This is a genomic window from Parvibaculum sp. (assembly GCF_039680535.1).
GTDB lineage: Bacteria > Pseudomonadota > Alphaproteobacteria > Parvibaculales > Parvibaculaceae > Parvibaculum.
Genome location: NZ_JBDKSS010000013.1, coordinates 152,159 through 171,883, shown reverse-complemented (window position 1 = coordinate 171,883; position 19,725 = coordinate 152,159). Strand labels below are relative to the sequence as shown.

Below are 19,725 nucleotides of genomic sequence, written 5' to 3'. Positions count from 1 at the left end.
CCGCCATGACCCTTAAGCCTTCGGACGATTCGTCGGGTTCCCGCCCACAGGCGGCACCCGTCCTGCCTGACGCCGCCGCGCTCGTTCCGGCGCGGATCGGCGCAAGCGGCCTGTCGCGCTGGGGGGCTATCGCCGTCTCGGCGGATGGCGAGGTTGAAGAGCTTTCCGCCGAAATGGCGCTGGAACGCCTGTCCAGGGAGACCGTGCTCGTGGTCCATCCGGGGTTCACGGCCCGGCGCATCGCTATCGGCCTCGACAACCGCCGGAACTTCAGCGAACCGGGGCCGAAAGCGCTCGACCTGCTGGAACTCTTCGCCTTCGTTCATCCGGCAGCGCCCTGCCTGCCGACGCCCGCTGGACTTGCAATAGCGCTCGGCCTCGACGCAGGCGAGACCCCGGAGGCGCAGGCGCTGATGCTTCACGAGGCGGCGGCCCGGCTCCTCGCAACGCTTCAATCGCGCAACTATCCCGACCGCCCCGGCGCGGCCCGCGTCGCGTGGCGCATGGCCGAAGCCGGATGGGCCTGGGCGCCGGGTGTCATGTCCGCGCTTGGCGACGTCGTCGCGCGCGAGGGCAAGCCCCGCGCGGGCCGCGGCTTCGATGTCTGGAACGATCTGCCCGAATGGGAGGACCGGGCCCCGCGCGGCGCTCCCGGCCAGATGCCGGTAAGCGAGGAAGAAGCGCGGACGCGCCTTGCAGAACTCGTCGGCGCCAATGCTGAAAAGCGCTCCGGCCAATCCGATTTCGCCGCGGCGGCCGCCCACGCCTTCGGGCCGCGCGAAGCCGCGGGCATGCCCAATGTCGTCATCGCGGAAGCAGGCACGGGCATCGGCAAGACGCTCGGCTATATCGCGCCCGCCAGCCTCTGGGCACAGCGCAACAAGGGCACCGTCTGGCTTTCGACCTATACCAAGAATCTGCAACGCCAGCTCGATCAGGAACTGTCGCGGCTCTATCCCGATCCCACCGAGAAAAACGAGAAGACCGTCATCCGCAAGGGCCGCGAAAACTATCTCTGTCTATTGAACTTCGCCGAGATCGCCGATCGCGCGGCACTTTCCGGCAATGCGGTTGCCATCGGCCTCATTGCCAGATGGGCAAAGGCCAGCCGCGACGGCGACATGGTGGGTGGCGACTTCCCGGCATGGCTCGCGCAAAGCCTTGGCGGCGGCCGCGCCACGCTCACCGACCGGCGCGGCGAATGCGTCTACACCGCCTGTCCGCACTTCAGGAAATGCTTCATCGAAAAGGCAATCCGCAAGGCGCGGCGCGCCGACATCGTGGTCGCAAACCACGCCCTTGTCATGCGGCAGGCAGCGCTCGAACAGGCGGGAGCCTTGCTCGTCCCGCAGGCGCAGCGCAACGTCTCTACCAATGTCGAAGCGGCCGGAAACGCGGAAGATGAAGAACCGACGGGCCGCGAAGCGCGATCGCGCTTCGTCTTCGACGAGGGGCATCACATTTTCGATGCCGCGGACAGCGCCTTTTCGGCTCACCTTTCCGCATCGGAAACCGCCGAGTTGCGGCGCTGGATTCGTGGCGCGGAAGGCCAGCGCGGGCGTCGCGGACGCGGGCTTGAAGATCGCATCAGCGACCTGACAACGGATGACGAGGTCGCTGGAGAAGCGCTTTCAGCGGCGCTCCATGCGGCGTCCGCCTTGCCGGGTCCGGGATGGACCACCCGTCTCAACGACAGAACGCCGCGCGGCGCCGCCGAACAATTCCTCGCGCTTGTCCGCAACCATGTTCACGCACGCGCAGAGGACAATGAAGGCCCCTTCTCTCTGGATGCCGACATCGAACCGCTGCCAAAGGCCATTGAGGAGGCTGCGCGCGCGCTCGACGTGGCGCTTGAACGTCTCGCGACGCCGCTCTTTCGCGTGGCTGAGCGGCTGCGCGCGCGTCTCGATGCGGAGGCGGAAGATCTCGACACGTCGATGCGCATTCGCCTGGACGCCGCCGCACGCGGCCTCGAACGGCGCGCAAAACTTCTCATCCCCTCCTGGCGTTCGATGCTCGGCAGTCTCGGCCGGCCGACGCCCGAGGATTTCGTCGACTGGTTCTCCATCGACCGCATTGGCGGGCGCGAGGCGGATGTCGGCATGCATCGGCATTGGCGCGATCCGACCATTCCGTTTGCGGAGGCTGTTCTTGAACCGGCGCATGGCGTCGTGATCGCATCGGCAACGCTGCGCGACCGCCTGATTGACGACGTGGATGCCGACGAAGGCTGGTCATCGGCGGAGGTTCGCACTGGCATCACGCATCTGCCGGTGCCTGCGCGGCGGGCCTTTATGGCCTCCCCCTTCGACTATGCGTCGCAAGCCCGCATCTTCGTCGTGCGGGACGTGAGCCGCACCGATCTCAACCAGATTGCCTCCGCCTATCGCGAGCTCTTCCTCGCGGCGAACGGCGGCGCTCTCGGCCTCTTCACCGCCATTCACAGGCTTCGCGCCGTGCACGAACGGCTCATGGCGCCCCTCGAAGAAGCTGGGCTCTCGCTCTACTCGCAGCATGTGGACGCGCTCGACACCAGCACACTGGTCGACATCTTCCGCGCCGAGCGCAACGCCTGCCTTCTCGGGACGGACGCGGTGCGCGACGGCGTCGACGTTCCGGGAGATTCGCTGCGCATGATCGTCTTCGACCGCACGCCATGGCCGCGCCCGGACATCCTGCACAAGGCGCGACGCGAACGGTTCGGCGGGGCGCGTTATGACGACATGCTGACCCGGCTTCGGCTGAAACAGGCATTCGGCCGCCTCATCCGTTCCGCGAAGGATCGGGGCGTCTTCGTCATGCTGGATTCGCGTCTGCCGACGCGACTGACATCGGCCTTTCCGGCGGATGTGACGGTCGAGCGCGTCGGTCTTGCCGAGGCGGTCGCAGGGGTGCGGGAGTTTCTCAGATCAACGTCCTGAAGCGGCGTCGACGACGAACTCCATCCGCTCACCGACCGACAATCGCGGCACTTCGACAAGCTCGTAACCGAGGTCCGCGTAGGTTTCAGCCATTGCTTCATACGTTCGCCGCGCCTCCTCGATCGTCTGCGTGCGTTCGTGGTCCCGCTTGAAGATTTCCGGCCAAGGCGGCAGGAGGAAGACGCGGTTGCCATAGCGAAATGCCTCCGCGGCGCGGTGCATATGTTCCGGCACCGGCAGGCCACAAAGACGCAGATAGCCAATCACGTCCGGAATGCCGCGATCAAAGAAGCGGAGACCGCCTTGCGCGGCGTGAAGCCGATAAGACCGCATTTCCCACGACATCATCACTTCCGCGTAGAGAGGCGGATCAATCCATGGCAGAGCCCGGCCCATGACACGCATCTGGTCCTTGATGACCGCCCTGCCGACTTCTCCGGCAGTCGCGAACCCGGCTTGGGACAGTGCGTCGAGAAGCGTTGTCTTTCCGGCACCTGGTCCGCCGGTGAGGACGATGAACGACTCGCCAAAATGAAGCATTGATGCTGCCCCCCTCGTCCAAGAGGTCGGGTACGCGGTCGTCATTTCACGACGGCGCCTTTAGGTCCCGATGCTTGGAAGGAATGTGTGAATATGACGGGGCAGCCGCCGATACCGAGGCGACCTGAAAAGGTGCGCTTGCCGCCGTCGCTACCAATCCTTAAGCTCACGCGCGTTTCAAGCAAGGACTTTATGAATGTCGACGATCGCCCCGGAAACAGCCCTTATCTACGTCATGGTCACGATGAGCGCCGTGGACCGCGCCATGAGCGACAACGAGTTGCGCACGATTGGCGACATCGTGAAGCATCTTCCGGCCTTCCGGAAATTCGATACCGACCGTCTCATTCCCATCGCGCGGGAATGCGCCTCGATCCTTCAGGAGGATGGCGGGCTCGACGCCGTGTTCGGTCTCGTCAAGGACGCGCTGCCGCCTCATCTGCGTGAAACGGCCTATGCCCTTGCCGTCGAGATCGCGTCGGCCGATCTCTCGGTCGGCCAGGAGGAATTGCGCCTTCTCCAGCTTCTGCGCGATACGCTCGGCGTCGAAAAACTGATTGCTGCCGCGATCGAGCGCGGCGCCCGCGCCCGTTACGCGACCCTGTGAAATCGAAGGCGCCGAGCGCGCCTTCAGATTTCACAACGCACAAATTTCAGCCAGAAATCCTGCCTGCCTTATATTCGTGCAGATCGAGATAGCCGTCATGGTTCTGATCGAGCTGCGCCGCGAGGCCACGCTCCTCCGCGGGGAACCAGCTCACGGCAATCTTGCCGCCATGATAGGTGCCGAACTGCCGCTCCGCATTGTCCTGAAACGATGCGACGACGGACGGACTCGCAGCCACGGTGCCGGCGGCGAAAGCCGACGATGCCCCAATCGCTGAAAGGGCCAGGGAACCGATAAGTGCAATTGCCCGAGTGTTCATTTCCAACCTCCTTATGTTCGTGAGGCACTTCCTTGTGTCTCCGGTGCAGAGGTATATCGATGCAGCAGGGCAATAGTTCCAGTCCTTGATCGAGAACAATCTGTTTCCTAATTGCGATTAACGCCTGCGCGCCAAATGGTCAGTGACGCTTACTCATTATCGCAGGCACCGCTGCCCGTTTTCTTCAGTTCATCGTCGATGCGGTCATAGAAGATGCGCCCGCATGCGCCACCGGCGGAGAGCTGGTCGATCTCGCGATGGACAAGCAGCGGAATTTGTCCGTCATAGGAATAAGTGTCCGAACCCCGCTCACTCGCGCCGCGCTTCCAGCGGCTCGCAATCTCCTGATCTTCAGCATAGAATTCCGGCGAGACGATCGCGTCGAGCTCGGGGATATCGATGAAGGCGCCTTGTTCCTTCGACCAGACCCAGTTCTGGTATAGGGCCCCGCCATCGGCATTGGCGCGGCGCATACGCAGATCGAAATAGCCGTCGAAATTGACGTCGACCATTTCGACGCCGCCTTTCTCCACGCCGGCGGGAACGTGTAGTGCAATTCCCTTGAGTACCTGAAAGGGCGCTGCATTGCCGCCACGTCGAAGCTCAATCCGATCGAGCACGCGCGCGCCGCTCGCGTCTTTGTCCTGCAAGACGAGCGCAAGATCGATTTCGGGCAATCCCGGATTGATGAAGGCCTTGCAGGACAATCGGCCGTCCTCTGCGGCCCCGGCCGGCGCGGAGCAGGTCAGAGAGCCCTCAAAGGTTTCATCGCCCACCGGCTCCGCCTGCACGGACACAAGCCCGAACATGGGCAGCGCCAGGAGACTGCCCAGAAAATACTTCGCTATCGACATGATCCCCGCCACCCGCCTTACAATGCGCATGCCTTTTTCCGTGGATTGTATCCGAGGCGGGGCGCCCGGCGTAGACCCTCCAGCCTCGTCTGGCGTCCACGGGAGGGATTTTCGCTAATCGACGGGCCGATCTATAGTCGCCGCCTACCAGCCGCGCGCGAGGCACCGAGGCCAGGATGCAAAGCTTTCTCCTCTCCCAAGAGATGACGATCAGGTTCGCCTTTTTCGGCGGATTGCTGGCGCTCCTCGCGGCGTGGGAAGTCGCGTCGCCCTGGCGCATATCCGCGCTGCCCCGCCTCATCCGGTGGCGAACCAATCTCGGGCTCAGCCTTGCAGGCACACTTGCTGTCCGGATTGTCGCCCCTGCCGCCGCCATGGGCGTCGCCATATGGTGCGAGGCTCGGGAGGTCGGATTGTTCAATCAGTTCGCGGTGCCGCTCTTCCTTTCCCTGCCGCTCTCGCTGCTGGCGCTCGATCTGCTGATCTATGCCCAACATGCGATTTTCCACCATGTCCCGCTCTTCTGGCGCATGCACCGGGTCCATCATGCGGATCCCGAAATCGACGTCACGACGGCGGTGCGCTTTCATCCGATCGAGATTCTCGTGAGTATGGGAATCAAGATGGCAGCCGTCGCTGCCCTCGGCGCTCCCCCCGTCGCCGTGCTTGTCTTCGAAGTGACGCTCAACGCCATGGCGATGTTCAATCACTCGAACGTCGCGCTGCCACCCCGGATCGAGCGGATGTTACGTCGCGTCATCGTGACGCCCGACATGCATCGCATCCACCATTCGGTGCGCGGGGACGAGCACAACATGAATTTCGGCTTCAACCTGTCGGTTTGGGACCGCCTCTTCCGTACCTATTGCGACGCGCCGTGCGGCGGTGCGGAAAATTTGCGGATCGGGCTCGATGCCTATAAAGGCACGGAACCGACGAGACTTTTCTGGAGTCTCGCCCTACCTTTCCTCGGCGGCGCCCGCCCGAACGAGGCGTCAGGCGAACAACGCCGGGAGAATGCTTGATGAAACGTCTTTGCCTGATGCGCCATGCGAAATCGGACTGGAGCGATCCTGCGAAGGACGACTTCGAGCGCGCATTGAACCCGCGCGGCATCAAGGCCGCAAGGTTCATGGCGAAGTATATTTCCTCATCCGAATACAAGCCCGATGCGGTGCTCTGCTCGACCGCGAGGCGCGCAAGAGAGACCTTCGAGCCGCTGCATGCGCTGCTCCCGGCCGACGTACCGGTCGTCTTTCGCGACGAGCTCTACCACGCGATGCCCGATGTCATGCTCGATGAAATTCATCAGGCGCCTGCCGACGCCAAGACCCTGCTCGTCGTGGCGCATAATCCGGGACTTGTCCTTCTTGCCATGGGACTGGCAGAAGATCCCGATGAGGAAGTCGCCCTCCGGGTGGCGAATGGCGTTCCGACTGGCGGCTTCATTGTCTTTGAATTCGACATCGACGACTGGAAGGGCGTGAAGGAAGGCAAGGGCCGCACCGTCTTTTTCGGCAGGCCGCGCGACCTCATGGCGTCTTCCGAGAAGCCCTGATCCTATCGGATATTCTGGTCAAAATACCGGCGGCTGATTGCGGCATACGAGCCATCATCGAATGCAGCTTGTAACGCAACTTCGAACGCGTCCCGCAAATCCTTCTCCGACGCGCGCAAGGCAATGCCGGCGCCGGCCCCAAAGAATTCCGGGTCCGAATAGTCGGCCCCTATCATCTGGCAACAGGCCCCTTCGCGATCGACCTTCAACCATCGAAGCAATGCGTTGCGGTCGGCGAAGAGCATGTCAGCACGCGCCTCCACCAGCATCTTCTCCGCATCTTCCATCGACGCAGCGCCAAGGATGACGACGCCCGGAAATCGCTGTTTGAGAAATGCCTCGTGGATCGATCCCGACTGTACGGCGATGCGCTTGCCTGCAAGGCTCGCAGCACTTGCCGACATCGCCGCGCCACTCTTCCGCGCCATGAAGTGTCCAGGCGTCGAGTAATAGCGCCGGGTGAAGATAACCGCCGCGTCTTCGGCTACTGAGGCCCGGCCCGGCGACGGGATCAGCATCGACGCCATCACCGCATCGCCCTCGCCTCGCTGAAGCAGCGGAATGAGGCTCGGCCAGCCATGGGTCTCGAAACGGCAGGCCCGCTTCATCCGCTCGCAGAGGGCGCGGGCCAGATCGATGTCAAAGCCGGTCAGGCGGCCGTCGGGACCACGATAGTTGAAAGGGGGGTAATCGCCTTCCGTCAGGATGCGGAGGGGCGGCTGCTCGGCCGGCGCTAATGCAGTACCCGGCTGCGGAACCTCGCGAGCCACCGGCGGAGCGGGCTGAACGGCGGACACCGCGGCAGCTTTGGAGACGGCCCAAGGCAGCGGCGCACCCTCATACATCCGCCCGAGTGCCCCGGCCAGAATGACGATCGCTACCAGATTGAAGACGAGCACGGCCCGCATGAAACCCCGCCAACGCAAGAACGCGTGCTGGAGCGGGACGGACATCGCGGCGCGCGGTGCCAATCGGGGACGCTCCAGCGCGCCCGCCAGAATGACAGCAAGGCCCATGCCCGGATCGACTAGACGCTTCTATCTATTTCTATGGTGAAATTATGACTTTATCATGAGGCTTCCGGTTCAATTTGTCTCGAGCTTCCCCCACGGGCGAGGTTTCGACGGGGTGGGGGCCCAATGGACAACCGCGACGATTACGGCCCGGGGCTGGCCGAGGGAGCCGCACGCTTTCTGCACGGCGCCGAAGAGACGAACCCGCCCCAAATGGGACGCCGGCCCCTTATCGGCGAACTGGCGGTCGAGGCCGGGCTGATCGGACGTGAAGGCGTCCAGCGCCTGCTTACCCTGCAGAAGCGATGGGGCTCCCGGCTTGGCGAGATCATGGTCAGTCTCGGCAAGGCAAAGGGGGCCGATCTTGCGAAGCTCGTTGCCGCACAGAGAGGCCTGCGCTTCGTCGATCTCGGATCGGAGCCCGCCGATCCGACACTCGCCAACGCGACCCTGCTCGAGTCCTATATCGTTGGTCGCTGCATGCCCTGGCGATGGGTTCGCCGCGAGCCCGTCTATGTCGCCGCAGACCCCGACCGGGCGCGGCCGATCGTCGAAGCGCTTGAGGGCAAGCCCTGCCCCATTCATATCGCCACGGGTCTCGACATCGACCATGCGCTGCGAGAGCGCTTCCGCAAGGAACTGGATGACAAGGCCCGGCTCGAGCTCGCGAGCAATACGCCTGAAAGCTCCGCAAGCCAGCGCATGAGCATCGGACAGCTGAGGCTCATGTGCGCCGGCGTCTTCTTCCTTGTGCTCGCCGTCGCGGTGGCGCCAACCGCCACTCTGCTGCTGCTCAACATGGTTCTTGGCTTCTGCTTCCTTGCGGTGGCGGGCCTACGCTTTCTGTCAATCTTCGTCGGCATCGTCGCGGGCCCCACTCCGGAGGAACTCGCCTTCGAACGCGCAGGCGAGATGACGGAAGCCGACTTGCCCGACTACACCGTCATCGTGCCGCTCTTTCGGGAAGCGGCGGTGCTTCCGATCCTCGTCGATGCTCTGCGGAAACTGGATTACCCCTCCTCGCGTCTGGACATCAAACTGGTCTTTGAAGAAAGCGACGCGGCAACCTATGACGCAGCGGTGCGGCTGCAGCTTCCCGGAAATTTCGATCTCATCCGTGTACCCTACAGTCTGCCGCTCACCAAGCCAAAGGCCTGCAATTATGTGCTTCCCTTCGCGCGGGGAGAGTTCGTCGTCGTCTATGACGCCGAGGATATCCCCGCGCCCGACCAGCTCAAGCGAGCGGTCGCCGCATTCAGACTCGGCGATCCGAAACTCGCCTGCGTGCAAGCGCAGCTCAACTATTACAACTGGTCGGAAAACTGGCTGACCCGCCAGTTCGCCATCGAATATTCCTCCTTCTTCGATCTGCTGCTGCCGACGCTCGCCAAGCTGGGCATGCCGGTTCCGCTGGGCGGCACGTCCACGCATTTCAGGACGAGCCTGTTGAAGGAGGCAGGTGCATGGGATCCTTACAACGTCACCGAGGATGCCGACCTCGGCATGCGCTTTGCGCTGCTCGGGCTCAGAACCGGCATCATTCGCTCCACGACGCAGGAAGAGGCGAATTGCGAGTTGAACAACTGGCTCCGGCAGCGGTCGCGCTGGATCAAGGGCTGGCTGCAGACCTATTTCGTGCGGATGCGGCGTCCCCTTACCCTCTATCGCGCCCTGGGCCTCAGGGGCTTTATAGGCTTCCAGATCGTCATCGGCGGCTTTTCACTGTCGAGCCTCGTCCATCCGCTATTTTACCTCGCCGCCTTCTATTCCATCGCATCGGGGCGCCAACCCCACGACTTTCTGGAAAATATGCCTGTCACCGCCTTCAACGTGGCGGTGCTCGTCTCAGGCTTCGGGACCACGATGCTCGCGGGCATGGCGGCCACGGCTACGCGGGGATTGAAGCCGCTGGTGCTCGAAACGCTGATGATGCCCGCCTACTGGCTGCTCATCTCCGCCGGAGCTTACAAAGCGCTGCTCCAGTTCGTCCTCAGACCTTTTCACTGGGAAAAAACCGATCACGGATTGAGCCGCCTTACCGAGGCGCAATTGATGAAAGCCCGGCACAAGCCGGACGAGGGGCCGAGCTCGTGACCTCTTACTAACCGATTGCTAAGGCTTTCAAGGCATTGTGATGGGCGAATTCGACGATCGGTTCCCGCAAGATGCACACACGCAAAGCTCCAGCCCAACCCATCTGCAAGCCAGATCCGGCGACCTATGCCGGCCTTTCCGTGCTCGTGCTCGAGGATACGCCGCATCTGGTCGGCGTGGTCTGTGGCATCCTGAAGTCATTCGGCGTCGGCAAGATTCACGCGGCGCGCGATGCGGCGGATGCCCTTTTCATCCTTGCGAACCAGAAGATCAGCGTTGCGGTCATCGACGAGTTGAAGCCGCCGCATGACGGACTCTCTCTGGTGCGCACCATTCGCACGGCCGCCGCCCAGCTGCCCAACGAACTGCCCATCATCTATCTGACCGAAGTGCCGCATCAGCGGGTCATCATCGCAGCGCGGGATGCAGGCGTCACCGAGGTGCTTTCGAAGCCGTTCTCGGCATCGCAGCTGATGACGCGCATCTCTTCGGCCGTCAAGAATCCCAGAGCGCTGGTTCGCAGCGAGAGATTCGTCGGCCCCGATCGCCGCCGGCGTACAAAGGAGCCGACGCAAAGGAAGCGCCAGGCCGATATGATCCCGGCCTCCTAGCGACAGGCGTCGCGATAGATCTCGCGCAGCAGATTCTTCTGCACTTTGCCCATGGTGTTTCGCGGCAGCGTCTCGACAAAATAGGCGCGCTTCGGAACCTTGTAATTCGCGATCTTGTCCTTGAGACGGGCAATCAGCGTTGGCTCGTCCAGCAGCTTGCCTTTGCGCAGAACCACCACCGCGACGCCGGCCTCGCCGAAGTCACGATGCGCAACGCCGACGATGGCCGATTCGTCGACCTCCGGCATTTCATCGATCAGCGTTTCGATTTCCTTCGGATAGACGTTGTAGCCGCCTGAAATGATGAGATCCTTCGCGCGGCCGACGAGATGCACATAGCCATCGGCATCGATCTTCGCGACGTCGCCCGTCTTGAACCAGCCTCCGTCGGCGAATTCCTCGGCGGTTTTCTCAGGCATACGCCAATAGCCGCCGAATACATTCGGGCCGCGCACCTGAAGCCCGCCAACCTCGTCCCGCGCAAGCTCCTGCCCCTCGTCGCTCATGACACGCACCTCGACGCCGGGAAGCGGGAAGCCGACCGTGCCCGCACGCCGCTCGCCATCATACGGGTTCGATGTGTTCATCCCCGTCTCGGTCATGCCGTAGCGCTCCAGAATGGCCATGCCGGTCCGCGCTCTGAACTCGTCGAATGTTTCGGTGAGCAGCGGAGCCGATCCGCTTGTGAACAGGCGCATATGTGCGACGAGCGGCGCGTTGAAATCCTCCCCGTCGAGCAGCCGCACGTAGAAAGTGGGCACACCCATGAAGACGGTCGCGCGGGGCAACTGCCGCATCACCTCGGCGCGATCGAACTTGCCGAGCCAGATCATGCGCGCGCCTGACAGAAGGGCACAATGACAGGCAACGAAGAGGCCATGTGCGTGGAAGATCGGCAAGGCGTGGAGCAACGTGTCTTCCGCACTGAAGCTCCATGCTTCCCGTAACGCGAGGCCGTTCGACGCGAGATTGCCATGGCTCAGCATCGCGCCCTTCGGCTTTCCGGTCGTGCCCGACGTGTAGAGTATCGCGGCGAGATCTGTCGAGGCACATGGCGCAACGGGCCTCGAAGGCCGAACGGCCGCTGCCTCCTCGGTAAAGCTGCCTTGTCCCTGGGCATCCAGGGTGAGCACAAATGCCGTCCCATGGCGCTCCGCGATCGCGCGCATCTCGCCTTCGCGGGCGGGGTCACAGACAATGAGCGACGGCTCCGCGTTGCCAACCAGATAGTCGACCTCATCGGTTCGATAGGCCGTGTTCATGGGCAGGAACACATAGCCGCCGCGAAGGCAGGCGAGGTACAGAATCAATGCCTCGGGCGACTTCTCCGCCTGCAGGGCGACGCGATCGCCCTTCTCCAGACCGAGATCGGCAAGGAGGCTCGCGGCTCGGGCCACGTCGGCGGAAAGCTCGGAAAACGTCCATTGTGATCGCCCGGCGCCCCGGTCCGCCACTTCGATGGCAAGCCGATCGCGATCGGCGGGAAAGGACTCTTCGATCAAGGCATAGAATGATTGGGACATGCGCATTTCTCGGGATTCACTACCATCCTTATAGCGCATCGAAGCGAAGCCGGTGCAAGCCCATATCGGCCAAGATACGGCAACTTTACTTACATCACTGAAATGACCGCTTTCCCGGATGCGCAGGATCCCGTCGCGAAGTGACGCGCCGATATGTGCAGTGTGAAAACTCGTTCAATCGGAATGGAACAGCTCCCCATTTTTGTTTCGGTCTTTGCCTGCAAACATACCGTTAAGCATAAGGCTCTCGCCTGGCATCACTTGCACCTCTCGCAAAGACATAAAAACTGCCATGAACGCTGCAAGACATCTCCGCCCGCTCGACGAAATCAAAGCCGAATATGTCGCGTCCGCTCTGGCCAAAAATGGCGGCAACGTCAGCATGGCCGCCAAGGCGCTAGGCATCGGCAGATCGACGTTTTATCGCCGCTTTGCGGACGTCGCACCGCCTCCGACCATAGACACAAAGCTGCCTGTGCGGACGCTCGACGAAATCGACGCCGAGTATGCGGCGCTCGCTCTTGAGCAAAGCAACGAGAATGTCAGTCTCGCCGCGCGGATGATGGGCATCGGCCGCACCACCTTCTATCGGCGCTACAAGCATCTGATCGGTCGCGCACGCTAGCGCGTTGCGCTTCGCTTCGTCCGCCCGCCGTCCTGCTGATCCGGCGAATTCCGCATTCTGAGCACACACGATAGAGGCATTGCTTTCCAGGCAGTGCCTCTGTTGCTTTTTGCGACTCTCAAGAGATCGCATGCTCTGAGGTGGAAGCTGATGTTGGGATGACGAACGTGGCAGCCGACAAGGGCGGGGGCCGAATGGCCGGCTGCCACGTCCAACCTGGCGCGTGTTTGGGCAAACCATACGCCAAGCCATTCGCACACTTCTCTCGCGAAAATCCCAAGAGACGCGGAGAAGCTGAACCGCCAGCAGTCGCGACAGAATTGCGTAGTGCGGACCACCGCATGCGGCGACCTCCTTGCAACTTGTCCCAAAAACTTCGGTCCAATTTTGTTAAGTTAGGCTAACGCGCGGACATGCATGCGGCCAACGACCGATGCATCACCTTTGAACGAAGATCGCGCAACATCTTCCGATCTGAATGTCACCGGCTCACGCACAGAAAACTGAAAAGTTCACTCCCCTATTCAGGGGGGGGGTGATCGACGTGCTGGCGGAAGCGCAGAATGCATTCGGCTCCACCCCAAAGGTGGTCGTCTCGAAAGTAGACTCCGCAATTACTTATATAGTGAACTATTCAGTTTACTGACATTCTGGTAACCGCCCATCAAATCCTTTCGAATTGCAAAAAAGGCGCTTCATATTCCGCGGGAATTGTGTTGCACTTGAATCCGATTTGGGCCGCTTGGTGTTGCGCAAAATGAATAGGCCCGGGAAAGCAACTCCTTAAGCCAAGCGGCGCGTCGACAAGCGATGCATGTAATTTCGAAAACAAGCGAGCGATGTCCACAATGGAACTAGGACTTCACAGCGGTACGAAAGACGCAATCGCGGATGATGCCGATCATCACGTTGTCCTGATTGTTGACGACGACAACGCCATTGCCAAAGAGATGGCGGATGCCCTGGTGTCGCAGGGCTTCCGTGTCCGCTACATGACGAGCGCACGCGCTGCCGCGGATTACATTGAAAGCGGCATGCCCGTTGCCGTTGTGCTCCTTGACATCAACATGCCCGGCACGAACGGCATGATGTTTATTCAGGAGATGCGCCGCAGCGCTCGACAGCCAATGCCCCGAGTAATCGTGGTTTCAGGATTGTCTCGGCCGGAAACGATCATCACCGCATTGCGCCTTTCGGTGACGGACTATCTCGTCAAGCCGGTCAAGCCGAGCGAGCTCTTTGCTTCGGTGGAACGCGCCTTTGAGGCTTTTCTCTCTCAGCCGGCGAAGAGTGTGGACGGCGAAGCCGGGGAGCATCGGGCCGCGGCGGCGCTACTCGATGAAGTCGTACTACCTGAATCGATCGAGAATTTTGGTCAGTCGGTTCAGTTTCTTGTCGCCATCCACGTGATCCGCTCTCGTCTCGCCCAGGCCTATAGCATCGACGACCTGCAGATGCAGATGCTTATAGATCTCGCCTGGTGTCACGAGCGGAACAAGCGGGTCTCAGTCACCGGCCTCATCTCCGGCTTGGGCATTGCGCTCGCTACCGGCTATCGCAGGCTGAAGGCTATAGAAAAGCTCGGCCTGATCGAGCGATTGGGGGAGGCAAACGACAAGCGGCTCAGCTATCTGACCCTTACCCAAAAGGGGCGACAGATCGTTGATGAAATGCACAAGAGCTGCCTGAACAAGTTTCCGGAGCTTTATCAGGGCGGAATCCGGGGTCTTTCGAAGACCGCGTAGGCGCTATGGTGGCCGCATTGAAGGTGATGGTGGTTGAGGATGACCAGACAGCCCTCGAGGAACTGCGCGACACCATAGAATTCGCGGGCCACACAGTGCTCGCCGTCACCTCCGCAGAGAGTGCCCTCAGCTCATTCCTGGATTGGGCTCCCGATTTCGTGGTGACCGACATCAACCTGCCCGGACTCGGCGGCGGCGATTTTGCCCGCTTTGCCGCCAAGGCCAACGGGCGGGTTTCCTTCATCCTCATTTCCGGCAGCAGAACCTCGATCGAGGAAGAAGGCGCGCGGGCAGATGCTGTCCATTTGACCGCGCTGGTTAAGCCGTTCAAGCCAGAAGATCTGGTCAGCCTGTTCGGTGAGGCACAGGGAGACTCCGCCCCTGTCTAGACCTTGCCCGCCGGAGCCTGAACGCGTGGCAGCGTAAGGGTAAAGCGTGCTCCGTTTGAGATATTGACCGCGTTCAGCGTACCGCCAAGCTCCATCGCAATGCCGAAAGAGATGGAGAGGCCAAGACCGGTGCCCGATCCCGGCGCCTTGGTTGTAAAAAAGGGCTCGAACACGCGCCCCATATTGGCGGCGGAGATACCGGTACCATTGTCCTCAACGGAAAGCAGAACCTCGGAACTGGTCGCGCTCATCTGCAAAACGACTCGTCCGGGCGTGTCGTCTCCCGCCTTCTTCCGGTCAGCGATAGCGTCACGCGCATTTGAAATGAGGTTCATGATGATCTGCTCGACCATGACTTGCTGCGCGGAAACGAACACATCCGTATCGGGGCGTTTCACCTCGAAGTAGATCGCCGCGTCCAGGCACAACGGCCGCGCCAGCGCGGCGACGGCATCGAGCAGGGCATCGACGGACAGGAGTTCTCTCGCGATCGGGGTCGCACGACCAAAGAGGCCGACATGTGAGATGATCTCACTTGCGCGGTCTATCTGATGCTCGATTCTCTCCACACGTTGTGCGATTTTTTGTGCTGTTTCCGTCTCGGGTAATTTCCTGATGTCGTTCTTCAGGTTCGCGGCCGCAAAGGTGATAGCCTGCAGGGGCTGATTAATCTCGTGCGCGAGGCCCGCCGCCATTTCGCCAAGGGTCGAAAGCTTGGCTGCCTGCACCAGCTTCTCCCTCATGACCTTGAGCTCGGTTATGTCCATCGAGAAGCCGATGACATCCCTGAAGCCGTTCTCGGCCGTCTCGCTCACGATGGCGCAATCGACCACCCATGCATATTCCTTGTTCTTCTTCAGCACCCGGTATTCATTGATGGATCGGCCGTCGTGCTCAATAGTCTGCACGAGCTTTGCTATTGCGGCTTCACGATCATCCGGATGAATCTTGTCGAGCCACGAACCCAGATTTGGGACATCATCCCGTGTCCAGCCGAACACCTTTTCTCTCGACGGGCTCGCCTGAAAATTCGCCACGCGATAACCGGCCTCCTTGTTGACCTCATACGCATAGATCACCAGCGGCGGTTCGGCTGCTATCTGCTCAATGCGCCAGCGCTGTCGATTTAGCTCCCGCTTCTCGCGCAGAAATTTTCGATGAAGGGAAAGCAGGCGGGCCGCTATGTCACGCGTCTCGCCAAATCGCGTGATCGACCTCGGAAAAATGACGGCACCGCTCTCCGTGCTCTTCTCGATGGCATTGATGAGATCGCTCGAAATCGCCCGTCCCGTTCTCGACACCGAAACCGCGACAAGCGCGGCTAGATTGAGAATTGCGATGGCCTGAAAAAGAAGAAACACCTGCTGACGCCGCAGCGCCCTTACCCCGCTTTCGAGGGAAACCACGCTAACCAGACGCCAATTTGTCTCCCTGAGCGGCGCTGATGCGAGAGCGAGGACAGATTCGCCTTCGGTCGCCATCACCGGCACACCGAACACCGGTGTGCTGATCCGCACCGGCGAAATCAATTCGTTCGCCGAAGCAAGAGCTGCAACCTTCTCTTCCCAGAGTCCCTTGATCGTGTTGCGCCTGGACGCGAACACCTTGCCGTCCGCGTCAAGGACCATGAGGCCCGAATTCGGCTGCACAAAGACGGCTACATCGAGAAATCGCTGAATATCAGCCGCGGTCACCGTCGTAAACGTTACCCCATGCCGGCCATTGATTTCGAATGGAACAACCCACTGAAACCTCCTTACCCCCTCCGACGAGGACGGCAGCGGACGCATCACGGGAGTCTTGTACTGGAAGGTATCCGCGATCCTTTCATCCTGAATCTCGATACGCGCAGCGCCGGTAACGTCAACGATATGCCCCGGCTTCAGCTGAACATAAAACTGCGTGAACCCAATGTTGAGCGTATGCGCCATCGCACTGATTTGCCGGCTATCGGCGCCATCAATATAGGCCTGCGTAAGCGCGCGGACATTCTGGAAGTAGCGCTCGACGAGGCCATTGTAGTTCGTCTCCGCCTCTCTCAGAACCCGGATGGTGGTTTGTCGCGCCTCATCGCTCACGCGATTGTAGGCCCCGCGCGATGTTGTCCAAAGAGCAACGACCGTCGGCAGCAGGACGAGACTGAAAAAAAGTACGACGACGGATTCGCGTAGCGATATGGAAGATGGACCGTTGTCGCTACGGCGGATCAGGCGCCATGAGAAAAGCGCGAAAAAGAGCAGCTCGGCGATGACGACGTTGCCTACACCGTTTGCGCCCTGCTTCAAAACCAGGAGCAGCATGGACAGCAGGTCCATGCCCATTATCAAGCCATAAAAAAGCAGAAGCGCCGGCGCCCCGATGAGCGACCAGAAGATCACGTCCCGGGCCGGCGTCGCGATCTTCGATCTCTGCGTGACGAACAGGTATTCCGCAATCCATACAATATAGGCGTAAGGATGGTGCCATATGACAATTGTCGCGAGTGAGGAAATCGCAACGGCAACGAGACCGCTGCGGCGCCCGAGTACGCGGAAGGCGAGATAGCTGAATATGTTGCCGATGAGAAGGTCGACACCTGTGCCGAGCGATATCCTTGCCAGATTCAAAGCAAAGCCGAGGCAGCCGCAAACAAGGCCCCACATAATCGGAACAAGAGTCGACTTCCTTACCACTCGCTCTCCAATCATCCGCCGCTTAGGAGCGGTACGATGGCTTTCAAAAGAAGATTTGGCGCAACGGGCTTGTGCAAAAAATCAACCACACCGAGCCTGCGCCCGACATCAATGTCTTCCGTCGAAATAAACCCCGACATGACAATGAAGTTGAGCTTGCGATCCGGGAACCTTTCCTTGATTTCGCTGATGAAATCGAACCCCGATCGGCCCGGCATGCGCAGGTCCGTCACAACGACCCGAATACCTCTTAACCGTTCAAGCTCCTCTGCGAACATCGCCGGCGAAGAGAGTCCTTTCGCCTTCACGCCCTGGGCAGACAGATAATCCGCAACTTCGTCAGCAATTCCCATCTCATCATCAAGCAACAAAACCTCAACTTCGTCCATCACACCCCGATACTTTCACCTTAGATCGACGTCTGGATCACGACGCCTACGCCCGCCCGCGAGAAACAACTCTAGCTATTTTAATAATTCACAATCGACTGGCTCCGCAAGAGTCCGCCTCACCGCATCTGTAAAATATGACGCCGCCAGATTATCCCTACACCGACCGCCTGAGCGGCATACCTTTCCTCACCTTTTGATATGTAGAAGCCTTCGCCTGCTATCCGCCCTTGTCCGCAAACTGATGAGCCGACACATCCAGACGGGTTAGCGCCTGCTCGACTGCCGATATGGCAGATGTCCAATCGCCCAGATGGGCCTGCCGGAAAAGCCTGAGCGTCGGATACCACGAACAATCGCCGCCCTTCATCCGCCACCGCCAATCCGGCGAATGTTTGAGCACAACCCAGGTCGGCCGGGCCAGAGCGCCGCCAACATGGGCAAGCGAGCTGTCCAGCGTGATGATGAGGTCCAGGTGTTCGGCGACCGCAGCAGTATCGATGAAGGCATCGGGCCCAGAGTCGAAATCATCGCCCAATGTCTCCACCCGCATTCCCTTCGGCAAATTCCTTAACTGCTCAATCCCTTCGTTCTTCTGCAGGCTGATCAAGCGCACGCCCGGCATTGCCGAGACCTTGGCAAGCGCCGCAATCGGAAAGACGCGATGCTCCTCTATCGCGATCGGGCTTCCACACCAGCTGACGCCAATCTTGAATCCGTGATCGCCGATGCGCCGTCGCCACTTCGCGACGCGTTCGGGTTCGGCGCGCAGATATGGAACTTCAGCCGGGATGGTGCTTGCGGTCGTGCGCCAGACCAACGGCAGGCTCATGAGCGGGGAGTGATAATCAAACTGGGCCGGCGCTTGCCCCTCGTCGAAAAGCTCGATCGTGGGGCTGAGCGTCCTTATGAAACGATGAAGGCAATTCTGGATCGAAAGGATGACCCGCGCGCCGCGTGCTTCCGCAAGCCTGACATACCGACAGAACTGAATCGTGTCGCCAAGCAGGTGCTCGTGATAGATAAAAAGCGTCTTGCCAGAGATATCGGCATCGCCGGTCAATCGCGGCTGCTTATAAACGCGCGCTGCCGTCAGCTTCCGCAGACTGGGCCTGAGCTCGTATAGCGGAAGACCCTCTTCAAATCGGCCAAGCGATAACAGACAGGTACCCTTGCCCGCCTGCGCATTGATGTAGGGCGGCTTCGCGGCGATAGCCTTGTCGTAGCTCTCGACAGCCTCCTCGATCCTGTTCAGCGTCGTGAGAGCCTTCGCGCGGTTATAGTGCGCGTCTGCAAACTGGGGCGCCAGTGCGACCACCTGATCGAAGGCACGAACGGCCTCCTCGTGCCGAAGCTGTGACAGAAGCAACATGGCCCGTTGCATGTGTGCTGCCGGATTTTGCGGCGCAATTCTGAGAGCCGTGTCACAACAAACGAGCGCATCCGCGGGACGACCAAGTGCGTTTAACGCGAATGACAGATCGAGATGCGCGTCGGGATTTCCGGGACTGAGCCGCGTTGCATCGGTCAAGACGCGACAGGCCGGTTCGAACATGCGCATCTTGACGAGATTACTGCCGAGAAGGTAGAGCGCGCCCGGATTGTTCGGCGTCGCTCTCAGGACATCGAACAGCAGCACATTCGCTTCCTTCAGCTGCCCCTGCCTGGAGAGCTCAAGGCCGCGGCTGAATTTGCTGGTCAGCTCAAGATCGCCCCGAACAGCCATCCAATTCCCCTCGCCTCATGGAGCGCGACCGAACAGGCCGCTCCACCGAATATCCGCCTCACCGGTTAGTCAGCTGTTTAAATTAGCGAAGGCGCTCCACTCCCGCTAGCGCCGATAGAGGCGTAGCGCCGCCAGATGG

General features: G+C 60.8%; 17 protein-coding genes. 9 read left to right on the top strand and 8 right to left on the bottom strand.

Annotation, left to right across the window (positions count from 1 at the left end):
* Positions 1-5 precede the first annotated feature (5 nt).
* On the top strand, positions 6-2,921 hold the full coding sequence (locus ABFC66_RS07850; protein WP_346740394.1) for an ATP-dependent DNA helicase: 2,916 nt from the start codon (positions 6-8) through the stop codon (positions 2,919-2,921).
* Here the strand turns inward: ABFC66_RS07850 and ABFC66_RS07845 are convergent.
* Positions 2,910-3,461 carry an AAA family ATPase gene (locus ABFC66_RS07845; protein ID WP_346740393.1) on the bottom strand — a complete coding sequence of 184 codons (552 nt, stop codon included), beginning with the start codon at positions 3,459-3,461 and terminating at the stop codon, positions 2,910-2,912. The genes ABFC66_RS07850 and ABFC66_RS07845 overlap by 12 nt on opposite strands.
* 196 nt (positions 3,462-3,657) lie before the next feature.
* Here ABFC66_RS07845 and ABFC66_RS07840 point away from each other — a divergent pair, with 196 nt between their 5' ends.
* Positions 3,658-4,068, top strand: coding sequence for a tellurite resistance TerB family protein (locus tag ABFC66_RS07840; protein ID WP_346740392.1), 411 nt, complete (start codon positions 3,658-3,660; stop codon positions 4,066-4,068).
* A gap of 46 nt (positions 4,069-4,114) precedes the next feature.
* On the opposite strand, the gene ABFC66_RS07835 is transcribed toward ABFC66_RS07840, so the two are convergent.
* Positions 4,115-4,387, bottom strand: coding sequence for a hypothetical protein (locus ABFC66_RS07835; RefSeq protein ID WP_346740391.1), 273 nt, complete (start codon positions 4,385-4,387; stop codon positions 4,115-4,117).
* A gap of 149 nt (positions 4,388-4,536) precedes the next feature.
* Complete coding sequence (locus ABFC66_RS07830; protein WP_346740390.1) at positions 4,537-5,241, bottom strand: hypothetical protein; 705 nt, start codon at positions 5,239-5,241, stop codon at positions 4,537-4,539.
* Between the two features lie 176 nt (positions 5,242-5,417).
* Here ABFC66_RS07830 and ABFC66_RS07825 point away from each other — a divergent pair, with 176 nt between their 5' ends.
* Together ABFC66_RS07825 and ABFC66_RS07820 are read left to right on the top strand one after the other, a co-directional pair.
* Entirely contained in the window at positions 5,418-6,266 is an 849-nt protein-coding gene (locus ABFC66_RS07825; RefSeq protein ID WP_346740389.1) for a sterol desaturase family protein, read from the top strand.
* Entirely contained in the window at positions 6,266-6,799 is a 534-nt protein-coding gene (locus tag ABFC66_RS07820) for a histidine phosphatase family protein (RefSeq protein ID WP_346740388.1), read from the top strand. Before ABFC66_RS07825 ends, ABFC66_RS07820 begins: the two co-directional genes overlap by 1 nt.
* Positions 6,800-6,801: 2 nt before the next feature.
* Here ABFC66_RS07820 and ABFC66_RS07815 read toward each other — a convergent pair whose 3' ends face one another.
* Positions 6,802-7,815 (bottom strand): transporter substrate-binding domain-containing protein, encoded by a 1,014-nt coding sequence (locus ABFC66_RS07815; RefSeq protein ID WP_346740387.1) that lies wholly within the window; start codon positions 7,813-7,815, stop codon positions 6,802-6,804.
* Positions 7,816-7,938: 123 nt separating this feature from the next.
* On the opposite strand from ABFC66_RS07815, the gene ABFC66_RS07810 reads away from it, so the two are divergent.
* Both ABFC66_RS07810 and ABFC66_RS07805 read left to right on the top strand, forming a co-directional pair.
* On the top strand, positions 7,939-9,906 hold the full coding sequence (locus ABFC66_RS07810) for a glycosyltransferase family 2 protein (RefSeq protein ID WP_346740386.1): 1,968 nt from the start codon (positions 7,939-7,941) through the stop codon (positions 9,904-9,906).
* A gap of 71 nt (positions 9,907-9,977) precedes the next feature.
* Positions 9,978-10,517, top strand: a complete 540-nt coding sequence (locus ABFC66_RS07805; RefSeq protein ID WP_346740385.1) for a response regulator — start codon at positions 9,978-9,980, stop codon at positions 10,515-10,517.
* Here ABFC66_RS07805 and ABFC66_RS07800 read toward each other — a convergent pair.
* Positions 10,514-12,040 carry a malonyl-CoA synthase gene (locus ABFC66_RS07800; RefSeq protein ID WP_346740384.1) on the bottom strand — a complete coding sequence of 509 codons (1,527 nt, stop codon included), beginning with the start codon at positions 12,038-12,040 and terminating at the stop codon, positions 10,514-10,516. The two genes, ABFC66_RS07805 and ABFC66_RS07800, sit on opposite strands and share 4 nt — an antisense overlap.
* A gap of 292 nt (positions 12,041-12,332) precedes the next feature.
* On the opposite strand from ABFC66_RS07800, the gene ABFC66_RS07795 reads away from it, so the two are divergent.
* The 3 genes from ABFC66_RS07795 to ABFC66_RS07785 all read left to right on the top strand — a co-directional run bounded on the left by ABFC66_RS07795 (position 12,333) and on the right by ABFC66_RS07785 (position 14,799).
* Complete coding sequence (locus tag ABFC66_RS07795) at positions 12,333-12,665, top strand: helix-turn-helix domain-containing protein (protein WP_346740383.1); 333 nt, start codon at positions 12,333-12,335, stop codon at positions 12,663-12,665.
* Positions 12,666-13,513: 848 nt separating this feature from the next.
* Positions 13,514-14,410, top strand: a complete 897-nt coding sequence (locus ABFC66_RS07790; RefSeq protein WP_346740382.1) for a response regulator — start codon at positions 13,514-13,516, stop codon at positions 14,408-14,410.
* Positions 14,411-14,415: 5 nt separating this feature from the next.
* Positions 14,416-14,799, top strand: coding sequence for a response regulator (locus tag ABFC66_RS07785; RefSeq protein ID WP_346740381.1), 384 nt, complete (start codon positions 14,416-14,418; stop codon positions 14,797-14,799).
* On the opposite strand, the gene ABFC66_RS07780 is transcribed toward ABFC66_RS07785, so the two are convergent.
* The 3 genes from ABFC66_RS07780 to ABFC66_RS07770 all read right to left on the bottom strand — a co-directional run bounded on the left by ABFC66_RS07780 (position 14,796) and on the right by ABFC66_RS07770 (position 19,586).
* Complete coding sequence (locus tag ABFC66_RS07780) at positions 14,796-17,471, bottom strand: ATP-binding protein (protein ID WP_346740380.1); 2,676 nt, start codon at positions 17,469-17,471, stop codon at positions 14,796-14,798. The genes ABFC66_RS07785 and ABFC66_RS07780 overlap by 4 nt on opposite strands.
* A gap of 11 nt (positions 17,472-17,482) precedes the next feature.
* Positions 17,483-17,860 (bottom strand): response regulator, encoded by a 378-nt coding sequence (locus ABFC66_RS07775; protein ID WP_346740379.1) that lies wholly within the window; start codon positions 17,858-17,860, stop codon positions 17,483-17,485.
* Positions 17,861-18,080: 220 nt separating this feature from the next.
* Entirely contained in the window at positions 18,081-19,586 is a 1,506-nt protein-coding gene (locus ABFC66_RS07770; protein WP_346740378.1) for a tetratricopeptide repeat protein, read from the bottom strand.
* Positions 19,587-19,725 lie beyond the last annotated feature (139 nt).